This is a genomic window from Brevibacillus fortis (assembly GCF_003013395.1).
Lineage (GTDB): Bacteria > Bacillota > Bacilli > Brevibacillales > Brevibacillaceae > Brevibacillus > Brevibacillus fortis.
In genome coordinates this window covers 57,390-74,340 of record NZ_PXZM01000007.1, presented here as the reverse complement: position 1 = coordinate 74,340, position 16,951 = coordinate 57,390, and the positions used below count along the sequence as shown (strand labels likewise).

Sequence of the window (16,951 nt, the reverse complement as noted above, 5' to 3'; positions counted from 1 at the left end):
CTTATTGCTCCTCTTTTACTTTACGAAATCTCGGTTTCACTGGCTGAATGAGATAGATGGAGAACAAAAGACAGATCAGTGTAATGATCCCGAAAAACAGGCAGTAAACTGCGTACGGGTCCACGTTCCCAAGCCTGGTCTGCGGCCCTTCATCAAAAATGTTTAACATCGCAAACAGTGGGTTTAAATTATGCAGGAAATCAGGCCATTCCGGCATGGTCGCGGATGACATGCCACCCGACCGGCGCTGGTACCGAATGAACTCTTTGATAATCTCCGCCAGTATGCTCGATCCGATCGCATATCCGAACACCACGGCATAAGTGACGACCGTAGCGATACCTGTCCGTTTGATCAGCGTGGACATGAGCACACCGATGCTGCCAATGCCAAACATCGTAATAACGTAAAAGCCAAACACCTTGATCACTTGTGCAGGTGAGATTCCGCCATACAAAAAGACGATGGCATAGAGCGGGATTGTGGTAATGACTAAGAAGGTCATGAAGCTGAGCGACGCCAGCCATTTGCCTAAAATCAATCGTGTGGCACTGACATTCGTGGTCAACAGCACACTCAACGTCTGGCGTTCGCGTTCACCGGAAATCACACCTGCCGTCAGTCCTGGTACGACGAAGCAAATCATCCCGAGCTGAAACACAGACAGCATCATGAACAGCTCGCGTGTATCATTCGGATTGTAGTAGTTGCCGCCGTTTGTCATAAAGAAAATCAGCGTGAGCGTCATTGCGCCCAAAATAAGCAAATAGAGCAGGATGATCCACGGTGACCGATTGGTCCGCATCCGCATTTTCCATTCATTGAACAAGACAGGGTTGCGAAAACGTCTCAAGTCGCTCATGAGCCCACCCCTTTCGTAATTTCCAGGAAGATTTCTTCCAAATCACCAACTGCCTCATTAAACGCTGCAACAGGATAGCCTGACACCGCAAGCTCCCGCAACAGCTCAACCTGTTCTTCGTCATTGCCTGTAAAGCCTGCAACGACCCAGTTCCCTTCGCGTGTCACCTTGGTAATGACGGGCATCTCACGCAAGCGCGTCATTGCTTCATCAACCCGATCCAACAGGCGGACGCGCAATACCCGTTGTTCTTGCATTTTCGAGTAAATCTCATCGACTCGTCCAAAGGCAACCAGATTGCCTTCCTCCACAATCCCGATGACGTCGCACATCTCCGCTAGCTCGGGCAATATGTGCGAGCTAATGATAATCGTCTTGCCCATGTCCCGCAGTTCCTTCAAAATCTCCCGCAGCTCAATTCGTGCACGCGGGTCCAAACCAGAAGCCGGTTCGTCCAAAATGAGCACTTCTGGATTGTGAACCAGCGAGCGGGCCAGCCCGAGACGCTGCTTCATCCCCCGCGACAACGAGTCGACAAAGGCATCACGCTTGTGGGTGAGATTCACCAGTTCTAATAACTGCGGAATGATTTGTTTTCGCTCTGCTGCCGGAATATCGTAGTTCGCGCCGTAAAAATCGAGGTACTCTTCCGCTGTCAAATTGTCGTAGACACCAAAAAAGTCTGGCATGTAGCCGATCAGCTTGCGCACTTCTTTTGGATGCTTGGTCACTTCGTAGCCGCCTACGTATGCCCTCCCACTGGTCGGCTCCAATAAAGTCGCCAAAATGGACATCGTCGTGGATTTTCCTGCCCCGTTCGGACCGACGAAACCAAAAACGGTACCCTTGTCAATTTCGAGCGAAAGTCCTTTTAGCGCCTCCATTTTGCCGTAGCGCTTGCGCAAATTTTGGATTTGGATCACTTCTTGCTCACCTTCCCTTCCACACTGACACTTGGAATCCCAATGTGGCGATCATCTTCAAACTGGTGGGCAAATTTGATACGGACAATGCCGTCGCCCGAAACATAAGTCGTGGTCTTGTCGCTGGTCATGACGTTGTTCATGAATGCTTTTTCAAATGGTTCGAAAGCTTTTGTCTTCCAGTTGTAAACCTCTTTTTCAAATGTCGTATTGTCCTCTGACCAGGTGTACAGATACAAATTAGTGATGACAAGATTCTGTCCTTCCTGATTCAGATTGATGTCAAAGGTAATATCCCCGGCAGGGAGTCTAAAGCCATCTCCGAAGTCATCTACCGGAACAGAGCTGCCCGACATCGTCACATCAAACGATCCCGTCGGATAATAAATGTGTCCGTCCTTGGATGGATTCACTTGCAGTGTCGAAGTGACCATAGCAATGCTGCTGTTCTCTGTATTTTCGTTCGGTACAACAGCCTCTACAACTTGCTCATCGGTCCAGCCCACGAGTTTTACCACTTCAGACTGACCTCCGCGTCTGTCCCTCATGTCGAGCATTTCCACGATGGCTTGTTCACGCGTTTGTCTATCATAGCCATTGGACTGCATGTGCTGCGGCAGTGCATGCCCCGTATTCACCCGATGTTGGTTCCGTCTTGCTTGATGTTGAGAGGCAAACGGCAAGTTCACTTCGATACTGCTGCCAGCCGCCAACTGTGGAAACTCTTGTACCGTTATACCTGTCGAGATCGTGACGTCACGTAGCGAGTACTTCGTATGGTTCGTCACAGTTCCTTTCAGGGCGCCATTCTCATACGACAGGTTCGATTCTATTTTTCCTACGTCCGATAAGGATTGCTCCGTCGCAACCTTGCGCATCGACCAGAATTCTACATCCCGAAAATCAATATGAGTCTGATCTGGCTGCATGGAAATCCACGTTTTCGGAATTTGAGCGATATGATTTCTTTCAGTGACGGGTTGGGTGATGCCCTCTCCCTTTATAGTCAAACGATAGTCGTCATTACTCGGTACGAATAATGCGGTTACGCTCATCGCATTCGCCTGTCCGTTGTTTTGCAGCTCAATATAACCTACCTGGTGCAACTTTACACCCACTCCGCGCTGGATGGCACCAATCGAGAAGATTCCGATTCCAGCCAACACCGAGAGGGCAGGGACAATCACCCACATGTAGCTTTGCTTGCGGCCTCTCCGCAAAATATAGAAAAGGACTGGCCCTGCAACCAGGGCATAAATTCCGAAAAATAGAGCGAACCAGCCAACCTCTGGAATTTTCAAAGATGGGACTCGATCAGCAGCATCCTGAAGTGGCCATAAGTTGTCCAGCATGCTCCCTTTTGAAGAGTTGATGGTAGAGCCAAAAGCCTTTATCAGTGTATCTGCCCAGAAACGGCTGTTTCCTGCCCAACTGGCTACTGGTTCAGCCGCTAAATCATAGGCGACATACAATACTTTTCCAGCTCCCGCGTTATGGACAATCATGAGCGGTATATTGCCTTCACTGTACAGAACCTTCCCTGCCTTCAATGTCCCATTGCTTACAGTAAAAGGCGATGTCAGTGCAACTGGATTGGTCTTATCCGCTTTTAAACTAGAAAGTGTCTGTACACTCGTCACTCCAGTCACTTCTACTGGCGACAAGTCAGCCAAAACGCCTCCGGCTTTCTTGTACTGCGCTCCTCCAGCTAAAATTAGCATCCCGCCAGAATTCGTCCAATCCCGGATCGCTTTGATCTGTTGTTCGTTTAATGAATCCAAAGCAAAATTATTGATAACGAGCATGTTGATCATCTGTAGCTGTGTACCTGTCACTGGCATATTGTCTGCTTTCATCGTCAAGAGCTGGACCGGGTTATGAATGGAGCCCTTCGGCAGTACACCAAGGAAGTTAGCTGTGTCAGGATTTTCTGCCAGCACGCCAATCATCAACGTATCTTCGCTGTATGAAACGCCTGTTACCGGAGTTTGCGCGATGATCTTATTATTTTGCATCAAGGCTACAAAAGAACTGCTATACAGCTCTGAGCCAGGAACAACAATTGTTACCTGCTTGGTCACTCCGCTTGCAATCGAAACCGGCTGATAATTGGCAACTGCGAAGCGACTGTCTCCCTGTTCCCCCGTGGCGACAAAAAGCTCCCCTTCAATATCCGCCCCTCCATTTCTCACCGTGACCACAACGGGTACCATCCCCGTATCCCTGTACTTTCCTTCAATTCCGACTGTTACTCCTAGCTGAATGTTTCCCTCTGCCACGGCTGTCCCCGTTAATCCTAAAGGAACACCTGCTACCAACAGGAGGAACGCACAAAAGGCCAGGAGCCACCGCTTGCACTGCGCCGTTTTCATTCGTTCAAAACCTCCACGGACCAATTCTTTTGGCTTTCTATCTTTTCTTCTCATACAGATATTGACGTTATTTCCTGACAAATAGCTACAGTTTTTTCAAAATGAAGTCATTTGGTCACTAAGTTCTAGTGGATTTTACACGGCTGTTGGAAAATCCTTCTCGTAACCGAAAGCTTAGCTTTTTTCGCTTCTTTAATGAATCTTAACAATCAGGTTCTACAGTATGGGAGAAAGGAGGCGGAACATCATTCAAGACGTTATCATCTGGGGCCCGTTGATTATCAAGTACGAATGCATCGCAATCGCCCTTTCTGCACTGACAGCTTATATGTCCATGAAGTATTGGATGAAGAACCAGATCGTTGTAAGCAAGCTCATTATGGAGGATATCGCCAATGTACTTTTTTGGGCTTTCCTGATTTGGAAGTTTAGTGTCATTCTTTTCAATCCCGTTAGTGTGCTGAACAATCCATACTACCTTCTTTATTTTACCGGGGGAGAGCGCGGAATTTGGCTGGCTGCAATCGTAGTCCTTTGTTTCCTTTACATTCAATCCCAAAGGCGCACCATCTCCTTTTGGCTGTACGCCGCAGTCATGACGGTGGGCTTGTTCACCTATCAATTCGTCTATTCTCTGTTCCCACTCTTGTTTAACCATCCAATGCAGTCACGCCTGTATGATCTCAGCCAACTTTTTCTGGCGATCGTGCTGCTGATCTGGATGTATCGCACAAAAGAGCGCATTGGGAACCCCCATGTCATCAATCAACTCATCCTTTGGTATAGCATGGGACAAATTTTTAGCGGCTTTCTGAAAGGTTATTCTATTGCGGTGTTTTTGGGTTTATCCCGTGAGCAACTATTCTTTTTAGCCATTACCCTGTGCTGTTGGTTTTTTCAAAATCTCAGCAAAGAAAGAAGCTTGCAAGAATCGTAAGCATGGAGGATTTTTCAATGGATCAAATTTCAATCTTATTTGCTATAGCGGCAGGAATGCTATCGTTTTTCTCCCCTTGTATTTTTCCGCTTTTGCCCGCTTATGTGGCCAATCTTACGGGCTCCTATGTGAGCGGCGACAAGATGAGTGTTTCCAAAAAAGTGCTGATGGTTCGTTCCCTTCTTTTCATACTTGGCTTTACTGTGGTCTTCATGATGATGGGCGCCTCTGCCAGTATGATCGGGCAATTTTTCGCTGCGAATCGCGGGGTTTTAGAAAAGGTCGCAGGCTTGCTCATTATCATATTCGGTCTACAGACAGCTGGGCTACTAAACCTTCGTTTTCTCATGTTTCAAAAGCAGTGGGAAACCAAGGGACCCAAGAACGGATGGCATTCATTTGTGGTCGGTCTCGCTTTTGGAACAGGCTGGACACCCTGCGTTGGCCTCGCTTTATCTTCGATTCTTCTATTGGCCGGATCTGCTGAAACGATGTACAGTGGAATCTTTTTGCTGCTGCTTTATTCGCTCGGCTTAGGAGTGCCTTTCCTCTTGATTTCTTTACTGATTACAAAATCGTTAGGTGTCATGAAAAAAGTAAATAAATGGTTGCCACGGCTGTCTCTGATAAATGGTTGGATTTTGATTGCGATGGGCTTGCTGCTGTTTACGGGGCAATTACAAAAATTAAGTGCCTGGCTGGCGCAATTCGCTCCAGTGCTATAATGAAAGGATGATTTCCCATGAAGAAAAATATAGTCGTAATTGTACTTTTGCTCGGACTGGTTGGATGGGGAGCTTACGATACCATACAGAAAAATGATGTTCGGGAAGCAAGACGATCGAGCAGTGAACAATCGACGCCTGACTCTTCCCTGACTGTTGGGATTAATCAGGGCAACCTGGCTCCTGACTTCGAGTTGAATACACTGGATGGACAAAGTATAAAGCTTTCCGATTTGCGAGGAAAAAAAGTCATCGCAAATATGTGGGCAACCTGGTGTCCACCGTGTAGAGCAGAAATGCCGGACATGCAAAAGTTTTATGAGAAATACAAAGATGAAAATGTCACGATTCTTGCTGTAAATATGACAACATCAGAGAAAAATGTAGAGAGTATCCCTGCGTTTTTGCAGGAATTTGAGATTACATTCCCGGTTGTCTTGGATGAAAAAAATGAAGTAGCGGACATGTATCAGGTAGTAGCACTACCTTCCAGCTTTTTGATTGATTCCAATGGCGTGATTCAACAGAAAGTGATTGGTCCGATGAATTATGAGATGATGGAAAAAATGGTTGGACAGATACATTAGTGAGTTGGGAGGTTTTCGAAATGGCAGTCAAGGGGACTGGGATATTAGTTGTCGAGGATGACGTGAAGATTCGTAAACTCATAGTCCTGTACCTCGAAAAGGAGGGGTATGAGGTATACGAAGCCGGAGACGGAGAGGAAGCCCTCGATGCCTTTCGAAAATACGACCCTTGCCTTGTTATTCTGGATTTAATGCTCCCAAAAGTAAGTGGAGAAGAAGTTTGCAAAAGCATTCGGGCTGATTGGAAGGAAGAAATCCCTATCATCATGTTAACAGCAAAAGTAGAGGAACAAAGCCGGATAGATGGCTTGAAATCAGGCGCAGACGATTATGTAACGAAGCCATTTAGCCCGGGTGAACTCGTTGCACGGGTAGAATCCATTTTGCGTAGAACGAACCAACGATGCAGCAAAATTACGTATCGGGGCTTAACGATAAAAGCATTACGCGGGGAAGTTCACTACCAAGGCGAGAGCATCTCGCTAACACAACACGAATTTCGCCTGCTGTATTTTTTGATGATGCACCCCAATCAAATACTGACCAGGGAACAGATCATTGATGAACTGTATCCCCACAACGAAAAGGTCGTGACGGAAAGAACAATTGATGTGCACATCGGCAAGCTGAGAGAAAAACTGAAATGGGATGGTGACAGCGAGCTCATTGAAACCATCCGGGGAATGGGGTATCGCTTTGTTGCTTATCAAAAATAATCCTGTTCGCATCAATATTTTATGGAAACTTATTTTGATAAACGCAGCTGTAATCGGAATCGCGATCTGGCTTGCTGGCGTTACTGTGAAAGACTATGCCTGCTTGCTATTTGCAAACTCCCCCTCTGTAAGTCCAGAAGAGAGTGTTGCTTTTACGCAAACGATGCAGACTTTTTTGATCAAAGCCAGTTTGGCAACAGCGGTAATTGCAGGGATTTTCCACTACTTTTTCGTCAAGAAGCTGCTTCAACCACTCAAGAAATTAGGGAGTGCTACACGACAAATGGCTCAAGGAGACATGCCTGATCCCCTATCCATTCGTGTTCGCGATGAAATCGGACAGTTGACGGCTGATTTTAATCAGTTAAGCCTGAAATTGAAACAAGTCGAAGAGCTACGAAAAAAAATGCTGTCTGATATTGCCCATGAACTGCGTACCCCATTAACCAATATTAACGGGTATCTGGAAGCGCTAAGCTCTGGGATTATTCAGGGCTCGGCCGAGCTGTTCCAATCCCTTCACGAAGAATCCATACGCATTACCCGTTTGATAGAACAGTTGCACCAATTAAATGTCTGGCAAGGAAAGAAAATATCGAACGACAATAAAATGAGTGTACTCGCTATCGATAAGATTATGGAATCTTGTATCGAGCATTTTTCTTTGGAGTTCAGGAACAAAGAAATAGCTATATTCTCCGATATAGAGACAGCTCAAGTAATTGGAGATGAAGACGGGCTAAAACAAGTGCTGCATAATCTCCTGACGAATGCGCTGCAATATGACGAGGGTGGCTGGGTGACTATTACAGGAAAGCACACTGAGTCTGTCTACCAGGTTACCGTCACGAATATCGGCCAGCCGATTCCGAAAGAAAAAGAATCCCTCATCTTTGAGCGATTCTATCGGTTAGATTCGTCTCGGAGCAGGGATACAGGTGGATCGGGATTAGGCTTATCTCTCGTAAAGGAAATTATCGAGCAACAGAACGGAAAAGTAGGGTTGCAGTCACAAGGGGAGCAGCATTCTTTCTGGTTTACCATACCTTTGCAGCATCCCACATCAAATTGAACGTTTTCCTATGCCATACCCTACATCCTGAAGCCTCGCCGGATCAAACATATCCGCTATCGCCTGATGCACATGAGGCGGGTGCTCCGCCAGTCGATCTGAACGTGCCAATGCGATTTCCTGAGGTTCCTTACATGCGCCTTTGACCAAGCGAATTTTTCCTGGGAGTTCGAGCACTCGTTTCACATCATCCAAAGAGCGGTGCAAATGCGCTTGAATCGTCATGCCCACATTTTCATGTCGCTGTGCCAAGCGCTCATACATACTTATGATCGCCTCTGTTTTCGTCGATTCCTCTATGCTGATCAACAAATGCTGGCCGCTATGCCTTGCTCGTTCCGACAGATGCGTACGGGATGGATATGGAGCAGCTTCCGTCAATATCTGCCTATCGCCCCTTGGTCTGCACATCGTAGCTGCTTTTCCAACGATTCGCTTCACACCAGACGTCCTGGCTGCACTGGAGCAAGCCAGAGTGCGGGTCTACCCGCTACCCGGTCGAGGAACACGCTATGTCAAAGGTAATCATACGGATAAAATTATTCTCGGATACGGCAACACTAATGAGGCACAGATCGAAGAAGGGGTCGTGAGGATCAAGGCTGTTTTACGAATATTCCGCCGGAGAGAACAAAACAAGCACAGTCAAATCTTTGAAGCGAAAAAGCCTGTATCTCTTGATTCACCACGTTTTCCACCTTTTCCAAAAGAAAGAGCCAAATCTCGAATGCTCCACAAGATTTGGCTCCAAACCATTACACTTCCGTTTTTATCTTCTGAAAAAAGAGGATAATTAGCGCCAGCCACCACAGCATCTAGGATGGCAACGCCGACAGAAATCTGGACATCTGCGTCGACGATCCCAGTCATGCCCACGTCCTCGATCCCAGTCTCGACCACGACCCCAATCATCTCTTTGCCATGGATAATAGGAAGACTGCCCAGACCGACTGGAATACGATGATGGCCAGTTCCCGCTTGGATAATTCACGCAACCGCCTTCTTTCCTCTTATTTTTGGTGACTATATGTGTATATGCACGGTGACATTCATCCGCATAGACTAATGACCTCTATACAAATAAAAGGGTATCCACCTATCTCCTCTATCACCGTCATCTACCTATTTTCTTTACGGACAAACACAAAAAAACCGGTATTCCTTCGAGCAGGAATGACCGGCTTTTGACAACCTTGATGCCCTTATGATTTCGTCCACAATTCTCTGCGAGACGTCGTTACGGATGTCGCACCCGCTTGAATGGCGCGATCTACATCTTCCTTCGTGCGAATAAAACCTCCAGCGATGACCGGGATCTGGGTTCGCATAGTAATTTCTTCGATCAGGTGGGGAATGATTCCTGGCAAAACCTCGACGTAATCCGGTTTGGTTCTCGCAAGCTGGGTAAGACTGCTATCTAATGCCATCGTATCAATGAGAAAAAGTCGTTGGATGGAAATCAGCCCTTTTTTCTTGGCGGCAAGAATGGCACTGTTCCGTGTGGTGATAATTCCTTCGGGCTGTGCTTCTTGCGCAAGAAACTCCATCGCATATTCATCAGACTTCAAGCCGTCGATGAGATCAGCATGGATCAGCAGTTTTTTCCCGAACGCTCTGGCCCGTTTTCCTAATGGCTTTACTTGCGCTACATGGGCATTCAGCAAAATAATGCGCTCGTAGCAGCTTTCCATGAGTTCATCAAATTCTTTTAATGTCCGGGCGGCAGGAAGTATGACTTGATTGATCTGGTTTGCCAATCACGAATCACCCCTATTGAAATGTTTTCGCAAGATGATATTCCTCTTCAAACGCTTTTATTTCATGTTCTTTCCTCTCATCTGACCATTGCAGCTCATGAGCGAGCTCTTCTCCCACCATTCGATACACGGGCTCCAATGTATCCCTCTCGAAGAATAGTCTGCCACTGCGACGAATCAGAAAATCGCTCATGGTCATGACCATTTCTTCCTCTACAGCGTAGCGCAGTTCTGCTTTCAGCAGTGCTTCGATCGGAGACACATTTTGAGCATTTTGTGTCAAAAGCTCAAGACACATCGATACGATTTGCTCACTGTTGCTTCCATATTTCCCGACAAGGACGCGAATTTGCTCCTCGGTGATTCCCCATTGGCGAAGCCGCTCTGCCTGTGCTTTCACAAATACAGGAATCTTGGCTGCCGAGTCAAATTTTCCGCCAGCGAGAACGATTTTGTCTGTCCGACATGCTCCAAATGCTCTGCCCTCTTCTTCGGTCAACTGCTTGACCACCACATCTACAATGCGCTCGGCCATCTTGCGGAAGCCCGTCAATTTTCCACCTGCAATCGTAATCAGCCCGCTTTTGGAATAAAAAATCTCGTCCTTGCGTGACAGCTCAGAAGGTGACTTGCCATCTTCGTGGATCAGCGGTCTGAGTCCTGCCCAGCTGGAACTGACATCCTGTTCCGTCAGCTTCACAAAAGGAAACATTTCGTTTGCTGCTTTCAATACATACTCCATGTCTTCTCTCGTCACCGTTGGGCGTTCCAGCACACCTTTGTAATTCGTGTCAGTCGTACCGATATACGTACTGTTATTGCGCGGAATGGCAAACAGCATGCGCCCATCGGATACATCGAAATAAACGGCCTGCTTCAACGGTAGCCTGTTATACGGAACGACCAGATGGACACCTTTTGTCAGGTGGAGGCGCTTGCCGTACAGGGAGTGGTCTTTTTCTCGAAGCTGATCCACCCATGGCCCTGCTGCGTTGACAATTTTTTTGGCATGAAGAGAATACTCTGCACCCGTTGTCAAATCCTTGGCGTGAATCCCGACGACCTTGCCATTTTCATAAATAAAACCAGTGGCTTCTGTATAATTCACGCACAGTGCCCCGTTCGAGCTTGCTGTTTTCATGACCTCAATCGTAAGTCTAGCATCATCTGTCCGATATTCGAAATAGAGTCCGCCGCCCTTGAGAATATCTCGGCGCAAAAGCGGTTCTGCCTCCACCGTTTTCTCTTTGTTCAGCATGATGCGACGTTCTTTTCGTTCGACTCCAGCCAACACATCGTAAACATACAGGCCAACCGAAGTAGCCAGCTTACCATAGGTACCATTTTTCACGATGGGCAAAATCATTTTTTCCGGGATGACGATATGTGGCGCATTGCGATACAAAATGGCTCGCTCCCTGCCTACTTCCCGCACCAGTTGTACATCGCCCTGCTTCAGATAGCGCAATCCTCCATGAACGAGCTTGGTAGAGCGACTGCTGGTGCCCGCAGCGAAGTCCTGTTTTTCCACGAGTCCGACACTCAGACCTCTCGCGGCTGCGTCGAGGGCAATACCTGCTCCCGTCACCCCACCGCCAATCACCAAAAGATCGAGTTGATTGTTTGCCATTTTATCCAGACAAGCCTGGCGTTGACTTGATGATAATGCAAGTTGATCCTTCATCGTTCTTCTCATCCTCTCTAAAAGAAAAAGACAGCCAATATCCAAAAGAAGCAATGCAATGTCATTGCCCTTCTGATACTGGCTGTCTCCGTAGTCTCCACAGCATGATTAACTTATCTTTAACTTTAGACCTCTTTTACACAAAAATCAATGCCTAATCTTGTAACCCATCGTTGCCGTAACAGCTTGCTTCCAGCCTGCATACAGCTCCTGACGCACTTCCTCCGCCATATCTGGTGAGAAGGAGCGCTCTACTACTTTATTGTTAACAATATCTTCCTTGCTGCCCCAATACCCGACGGCAAGCCCAGCCAGATAAGCTGCTCCCAGCGCAGTCGTTTCATTGACACGCGGACGCTCAACCTCTGTATTTAGGATATCAGACTGGAACTGCATCAAAAAGTTGTTCGCCACAGCTCCACCGTCTACCGCCAGCTTTTGCAGCCGGATGCCGGAATCAGCCTCCATCGCTTCCAGCACATCCCGCGTCTGATACGCCAGAGACTCCAGTGCTGCACGAATCAAATGATTTTCCGTCGTTCCACGGGTCAATCCGAAGATTGCTCCCCTTGCTTCCATATCCCAATACGGCGCTCCCAAGCCAACAAAGGCAGGAACCATGTAGACGCCATCTGTGCCGTCAACCGCCAGTGCGTGCTTTTCCGAATCCGATGATTTTTCGATCAGCTTGAGTCCGTCACGCAACCATTGAATCGCAGCACCAGCTACAAAAATACTGCCTTCCAGGGCGTACTCTACCTTGCCATCCACTCCCCAGGCAATGGTCGTCAACAACCCGTTTTTGGATGCAACTGCCTTGTCTCCGGTATTCATCAGCATGAAGCAACCTGTTCCGTACGTGTTTTTAGCCTGCCCTTCCGCAAAGCATGCCTGCCCAAACAAAGCTGCCTGCTGGTCTCCGGCAATCCCGGCAATCGGAATCTGGAATTCGAAGAGCTTCTCGTCTGTGTAGCCGTATAATTCGCTGGAAGGACGGACAGCTGGCAGCATGGTTTTCGGGATTTGCAGCATGTTCAACAGCTCATCGTCCCACTCCAGGGAATGAATATTAAACATCAACGTGCGCGAAGCATTGGAATAGTCGGTTACATGGACTTGGCCATTGGTCAGCTTCCAAATCAGCCATGTATCGATGGTTCCAAACAAGAGGTCGCCTTTCTCGGCTCGCTCCCGTGCTCCCTCCACATGATCGAGCAGCCATTTTACCTTCGTGCCGGAAAAATAGGCGTCAATCAACAATCCTGTTTTTTCGCGAACGGTTTGCTCATGACCTTGCTCTTTCAACTGGTTGCAAATATCGATGGACTGTCTGCTTTGCCATACAATCGCATTGTGAATCGGCTTACCTGTGTGCTTATCCCATACCACGGTTGTTTCCCGCTGATTGGTAATCCCGATCCCTGCGATTTCTTCTGGTTTCACATGATTCTCCAGTAAAACCGCTTTCAAAACCTCCAGCTGCGATTCCCAGATTTCCTCTGCATTGTGCTCCACCCAACCTGGCTTCGGATAGATTTGCGTGAATTCCTTCTGGGCAACACCGATAATGGCACCTGATTTATCGAATAAAATAGCGCGAGAGCTCGTGGTTCCCTGATCGAGGGAAAGCATATATTTATTGTCCATGACAACTGTTCCTCCTTCACTCATATGGAATCGCCTTCATTGTTTTCTTTATGTCTAGGAACGCGCACTTTCGGATGCGAGTCGCTCCTTGCTGCTGATTGATTTTTTGCTTGTCATACCGATTACGATGGCAATCACCATGAAAGCCGCTAATGCTATTACACCTGTCAGTGAATGATCTGTAAACGTCCATTTGTAAAAAAATGCTCCGCTAACTGCTCCAATGATAGGTCCAACAACAGGAATCCATGCGTAGCGCCAGTTGGACTTTCCTTTGCCGTGGATGGGCAAGAGCGCATGGGCGAGACGAGGTCCTAGGTCACGCGCCGGATTGATCGCATAGCCGGTAGTTCCGCCAAGAGATAAACCAATGGCGACAATCAGGAAGCCAACGATAAACGGATTCAGTCCTTCTGCAAATTTATTCGCTCCAATCGCCAGTAGACCGAGCACCAAGAAAAACGTACCTAATATTTCGCTGAACAGATTCGCGACGGTATTGGGAATTGCTGGACCCGTTGCAAATACCCCTAATTTGGCTCCTGCATCATTCGTCTCACGCCAATGTGGATAATAAAAGATCCAAACGAACGTCGCTCCCATAAATGCCCCAATCAGTTGAGCCGCCACGTAGCCCGGCACATGCTCCCACGGAAATTGACCAATGCTGGCCAGTGCAATCGTAAGTGCCGGATTCAAATGCGCTCCGCTAATACTCCCTACTGCATACGCTCCGCACGCAACTGCCAGCCCCCAACCCAGCGCAATCACAATCCAACCGCCGTTTTGGGAATACGCCTTTTTCAAGTTCTGTCCGGCGCAAACACCTGCCCCCAAAATGATCAAGATCATCGTCCCGATCAATTCCCCTACATAAATAGACATGCCCCATCCTCCCCCTTTTTGGAAAAAACGTAAACCTTCTTCCGTAAAGCGCTTACAATCCGCCAACTCCTTTGCTGATTGTCTGGAGAGAAAATAAAAAAGCTAATACTCGCAAAACAAGAGCCAATGCCCTCATTTTGCAAATATTAGCTGATCTCCCAATCTCCACAGCACTATTAACTTAAGACCTACTATATAGCCACTGCTCAAAATTTGTCAATAATTCCTTTCCCTCACTTTTGCCAGTTCTCGCACTCATTTCGCCTCAGCTACTCCAGTATCCTTCGCAGATTGCGCGTGAGAGGTGTCTCCCAGATTCAACAGCACGCAGCCCACGATGATCAGTCCGACAGCAATTACTTTTTTGACAGTGAAGGCATCCTTGAAGACCACCACACCAATGACCGCGATGATCGCCGTGCCGAGGCCCGACCAGATGGCGTATGCAGTCCCTACTTCCATTTCCTTGAGCGCCAGGCTCAGCGACGAGAAACACAAAATATATAAGATAAACATCATCACAGTGGGGACAGGCTTGCTCAGTCCGTCAGACAGCTTCATCGATGTTGTTCCAGCCACCTCTAGTAAAATGGCCATTAACAAATAAACCCAACTCATTTACGTTCCTCCTACTTACTTGTTTGAAGATGAAGAATCTACGATGCCTCCTAGTAAAATATCAATGACCGCATCCAGCGCATCGCCAATCGACAGATGGTGCTGGTTCGCCAACTGCTGATCAATCAGTTGATTGAGCGTTCCGGTATACATCTGTATCAAGATCGGAAGCTGGATACGACGAAACACACCCTCCTCTACCCCTTGCTCCAGAATAATCCGAACATGCTCCCACTCCTGTTGATTAAACTCGTCGATCAGCTTCCATTGCTCGGGATAGTAGCGCTTCAGCTCGTACCACACGCGCAGGTCGGTTCGTGAGAAGTTGTTCGGGACCAGTGCCAAGAGCTGTCGCATCTTCTCTACCAAATCTATGTCAGGATCATGTAAAATCTGATCTTCCGCTTTACGCAAATCCTCGATGTTTTCTTCAATGACCTTGGTAATCAAGGCTTCTTTCGATGGAAAGCTCGCATATAACGTCTTGGTGCTAACGCCTGCGCGCCTAGCTAAATCGGACATGGTAAAACGGACGCCCTTGGTCTCAATCTCATGATAGGCGCATTGTAGGATTCGCTCCTGCATGTTCTTACCCCCTCGCGAAAACAAGGAAAATATTTTGTTTTTCATATTTTCCGAAACGCATTCTTAGCATAACGGCGTACTCGTACATTGTCAACAATCGCCAAACCAGACATGGCTCAGTGCCTTGATACCCGGATCGATTTTTTCCAACGGGATGCCCGCAAAGCCGAGGAAAAACTCTTTTGGCAGGGGATTAGGCGGCACCAGCCACGTAAATGATGCGGACGAGGCTCTCACGCCAGCCTGAATCGCCAGCTTTTTCAACTCCTCGTAGCTTCGCTCGCTGTTTACCCGCAGCAGGACGTGAAAACCCGCATCGGCTCCGATGACAGTCGCTCTTTCGCCAAAATGCTTTTGCACAGCCAGAAGCAGCGCGTCATGCTTTTTGCGGTACAGCTTGCGCATTTTGCGGACATGCTTTTCGAAATATCCTTTTTCCATAAAGGCTTCCATCGTCCGCTGATGCAGTCGGGATGAGGATGGTTCCAGCAGTGTCTCGCGCAGCAGGTTGTAGTACGTATCCAGCAGAGATTCTGGCAAGACCATGTACCAAATGCCTAGTGCAGGCGCCAATACCTGCGCAAAGCTCCCCATATAGATGACATTCGCATGCGGGAGCAAGCCCTGCATAGACGGAATCGGTCTGCCGTGGTAACGAAACTCTCCGTCGTAATCGTCTTCGATAATGTATCCTCCCACACTTTTGGCCCATTCGAGCAATTTTAGCCGCGTGGATACAGGCATGATCATCCCACGCGGGTATTGATGAGCCGAAGAAACTGCGGCCAACCCAACTCCTGACTCATATAGCTCACTGACGCTAATTCCGTCCTCGGTAAGCGAGATCGGCACCACGTCGAATCCGTGCTGGCGAAATGTATTGGCAAACAGCAAATACCCCGGGTTCTCTACCCCGATGCGTTGGAACTGCGGCTTGACCATTAAACAGATCAGGGACAGCAAGCCAAACTGATCCGCCCCAATCACCACTTGATTCGGTGAACAAGCGACACCCCGGTACCTGCGCAAGTAGTCAGCGATTTGCTTCCTGAGCCCCGCCTCCCCTTGTGGATCTCCATAAAAAAGATTTTCCTGCTGCTCTATGTGAAGCGTCTCGTTGTACAAACGCCGCCAAATCATGGTTGGAAATAACGAAAAATCATTGCGGGAGAGATGAAAGTCATAGTCGTACTCCCTCTCGTCACGCAGCACAGGCCGCTGGATGGTTTGTGTGCTCGCGCCAGCACCCGGCTTCACCTCAGGATCAGGCAATTTCTCCACATAGTACCCACTCCGCGGTTTGCTTTGGATAAAACCTTCCGCCAGCAACTGCTGGTATGCCATCTCCACGGGTGTAGTGCTTAAGCCAAGCAAGTCAGCCAGCTTGCGAACGGATGGCAGCTTGCTACTTACCGCCAAGCGTCCTGCAACGATTTCCTTTTTCAAATAAGTATAAAGCTGTACGTATTGCGGCTCATTATCGTTCTCCTGCCAGTTCGGGGTCAAGAGCATATCGATTCCCCCTCCATCTGTCCTTTTCATTTTTACAAAACTGCATATTTTCAAGTATACACTTGCTCG

The 16,951-nt window shown here is 47.9% G+C and carries 17 protein-coding genes; 5 read left to right on the top strand and 12 right to left on the bottom strand.

The genetic code is table 11. The features are described 5' to 3' along the window. Position 1: 1 nt before the first annotated feature. Genes C7R93_RS06375 through C7R93_RS06365 form a run of 3 tightly spaced genes read right to left on the bottom strand, consistent with a single transcriptional unit; the run spans position 2 to position 4,157 of the window. Positions 2 to 862, bottom strand: a complete 861-nt coding sequence (locus C7R93_RS06375; RefSeq protein WP_106838018.1) for an ABC transporter permease — start codon at positions 860 to 862, stop codon at positions 2 to 4. Next, the gene (locus C7R93_RS06370; RefSeq protein ID WP_106838017.1) at positions 859 to 1,785 is read right to left on the bottom strand and encodes an ABC transporter ATP-binding protein; all 927 of its coding nucleotides are present in this window, start codon (positions 1,783 to 1,785) and stop codon (positions 859 to 861) included. Before C7R93_RS06370 ends, C7R93_RS06375 begins: the two co-directional genes overlap by 4 nt. Then, positions 1,782 to 4,157: a DUF7408 domain-containing protein gene (locus C7R93_RS06365; RefSeq protein ID WP_208637793.1), complete on the bottom strand. Its 2,376-nt coding sequence runs from the start codon at positions 4,155 to 4,157 to the stop codon at positions 1,782 to 1,784. Before C7R93_RS06365 ends, C7R93_RS06370 begins: the two co-directional genes overlap by 4 nt. 223 nt (positions 4,158 to 4,380) lie before the next feature. On the opposite strand from C7R93_RS06365, the gene C7R93_RS06360 reads away from it, so the two are divergent. The 5 genes from C7R93_RS06360 to C7R93_RS06340 are packed head-to-tail and all read left to right on the top strand — an operon-like array spanning position 4,381 to position 8,194. Then, positions 4,381 to 5,094 (top strand): hypothetical protein, encoded by a 714-nt coding sequence (locus C7R93_RS06360; protein WP_106838016.1) that lies wholly within the window; start codon positions 4,381 to 4,383, stop codon positions 5,092 to 5,094. 17 nt (positions 5,095 to 5,111) lie between these two features. After that, a complete protein-coding gene (locus C7R93_RS06355; protein ID WP_106838015.1) occupies positions 5,112 to 5,819 on the top strand; it encodes a cytochrome c biogenesis CcdA family protein in 708 nt (235 codons plus the stop codon). Between the two features lie 17 nt (positions 5,820 to 5,836). Next, positions 5,837 to 6,406: a peroxiredoxin family protein gene (locus C7R93_RS06350; RefSeq protein ID WP_106838014.1), complete on the top strand. Its 570-nt coding sequence runs from the start codon at positions 5,837 to 5,839 to the stop codon at positions 6,404 to 6,406. 20 nt (positions 6,407 to 6,426) lie between these two features. Next, positions 6,427 to 7,122, top strand: coding sequence for a response regulator (locus C7R93_RS06345; RefSeq protein WP_106838013.1), 696 nt, complete (start codon positions 6,427 to 6,429; stop codon positions 7,120 to 7,122). Next, the gene (locus C7R93_RS06340) at positions 7,106 to 8,194 is read left to right on the top strand and encodes a sensor histidine kinase (RefSeq protein ID WP_244191461.1); all 1,089 of its coding nucleotides are present in this window, start codon (positions 7,106 to 7,108) and stop codon (positions 8,192 to 8,194) included. Before C7R93_RS06345 ends, C7R93_RS06340 begins: the two co-directional genes overlap by 17 nt. Here the strand turns inward: C7R93_RS06340 and C7R93_RS06335 are convergent. The 9 genes from C7R93_RS06335 to pdxR all read right to left on the bottom strand — a co-directional run bounded on the left by C7R93_RS06335 (position 8,186) and on the right by pdxR (position 16,882). Then, positions 8,186 to 8,635: a proline dehydrogenase family protein gene (locus C7R93_RS06335; protein ID WP_244191460.1), complete on the bottom strand. Its 450-nt coding sequence runs from the start codon at positions 8,633 to 8,635 to the stop codon at positions 8,186 to 8,188. The two genes, C7R93_RS06340 and C7R93_RS06335, sit on opposite strands and share 9 nt — an antisense overlap. Before the next feature lie 204 nt (positions 8,636 to 8,839). Continuing rightward, on the bottom strand, positions 8,840 to 9,064 hold the full coding sequence (locus C7R93_RS30005) for a hypothetical protein (protein ID WP_158264010.1): 225 nt from the start codon (positions 9,062 to 9,064) through the stop codon (positions 8,840 to 8,842). A 332-nt stretch (positions 9,065 to 9,396) separates the two neighbouring features. Further along, the gene (locus C7R93_RS06320; RefSeq protein ID WP_106838010.1) at positions 9,397 to 9,951 is read right to left on the bottom strand and encodes a glycerol-3-phosphate responsive antiterminator; all 555 of its coding nucleotides are present in this window, start codon (positions 9,949 to 9,951) and stop codon (positions 9,397 to 9,399) included. Between the two features lie 13 nt (positions 9,952 to 9,964). Then, a complete protein-coding gene (locus C7R93_RS06315) occupies positions 9,965 to 11,635 on the bottom strand; it encodes a glycerol-3-phosphate dehydrogenase/oxidase (protein ID WP_106838009.1) in 1,671 nt (556 codons plus the stop codon). A 147-nt stretch (positions 11,636 to 11,782) separates the two neighbouring features. After that, positions 11,783 to 13,282, bottom strand: a complete 1,500-nt coding sequence (gene glpK / locus C7R93_RS06310) for a glycerol kinase GlpK (RefSeq protein WP_106838008.1) — start codon at positions 13,280 to 13,282, stop codon at positions 11,783 to 11,785. A gap of 54 nt (positions 13,283 to 13,336) precedes the next feature. Continuing rightward, positions 13,337 to 14,167 (bottom strand): MIP/aquaporin family protein, encoded by an 831-nt coding sequence (locus C7R93_RS06305; protein ID WP_106838007.1) that lies wholly within the window; start codon positions 14,165 to 14,167, stop codon positions 13,337 to 13,339. A 255-nt stretch (positions 14,168 to 14,422) separates the two neighbouring features. Continuing rightward, positions 14,423 to 14,785 carry a DMT family transporter gene (locus C7R93_RS06300; protein WP_106838006.1) on the bottom strand — a complete coding sequence of 121 codons (363 nt, stop codon included), beginning with the start codon at positions 14,783 to 14,785 and terminating at the stop codon, positions 14,423 to 14,425. A 15-nt stretch (positions 14,786 to 14,800) separates the two neighbouring features. Next, entirely contained in the window at positions 14,801 to 15,370 is a 570-nt protein-coding gene (locus C7R93_RS06295; protein ID WP_106838005.1) for a TetR/AcrR family transcriptional regulator, read from the bottom strand. A 90-nt stretch (positions 15,371 to 15,460) separates the two neighbouring features. Next, a complete protein-coding gene (pdxR, locus tag C7R93_RS06290; protein ID WP_106838004.1) occupies positions 15,461 to 16,882 on the bottom strand; it encodes a MocR-like pyridoxine biosynthesis transcription factor PdxR in 1,422 nt (473 codons plus the stop codon). Between the last annotated feature and the right edge of the window lie 69 nt (positions 16,883 to 16,951).